The 426-nt window shown below is 33.1% G+C and carries 1 protein-coding gene; it reads right to left on the bottom strand.

Going from position 1 to position 426, the window contains the following annotated elements:
• A partial coding sequence (locus tag HMPREF2794_RS26355; protein ID WP_168166639.1) for an Imm19 family immunity protein occupies positions 1 to 397 on the bottom strand: 397 nt, incomplete at its 3' end.
• Positions 398 to 426: the final 29 nt, after the last annotated feature.

Below are 426 nucleotides of genomic sequence, written 5' to 3'. Positions count from 1 at the left end.
TCTCTTTTGTAATCCTCATTAATTCCGAATATGTGAGATACTTCAAGTGAAAGTTGCCACTAACTTCCCCGATTAAAGTGTCATTCAAAAAATAATATGTACAGCAAGGATGAAATTCTATTGTCAATACAATATCGCTGCCGATAGGAAGTGTTAGAGTTCTTGGATTTTCTATTTCACCTTGATTTTCGGATGTTTTCAAATCAATTTGAGATAGCCAACACCAATATTTCTTGTACTTCTTTTCATCCAACAATGTTGGTACAAGTTCTTCATCCCATACTTCATCAAAATTCGCATCCCTTTCTTCATCAAAGGCTCGAATATGATGATGTAACATTACGTTCCAAAAAAGCGCATTTGAAAACGAATATTCTTTTTCTGATATTACATTCATTTTTATTTCGTTTTTGACCGCAACTAATG

Source organism: Bacteroides sp. HMSC067B03, from assembly GCF_001811315.1.
Lineage (GTDB): Bacteria > Bacteroidota > Bacteroidia > Bacteroidales > Bacteroidaceae > Bacteroides > Bacteroides faecis.
The sequence above is the reverse complement of the archived record's forward strand: the minus strand, read 5'-3'. Positions and strand labels throughout refer to the sequence as shown.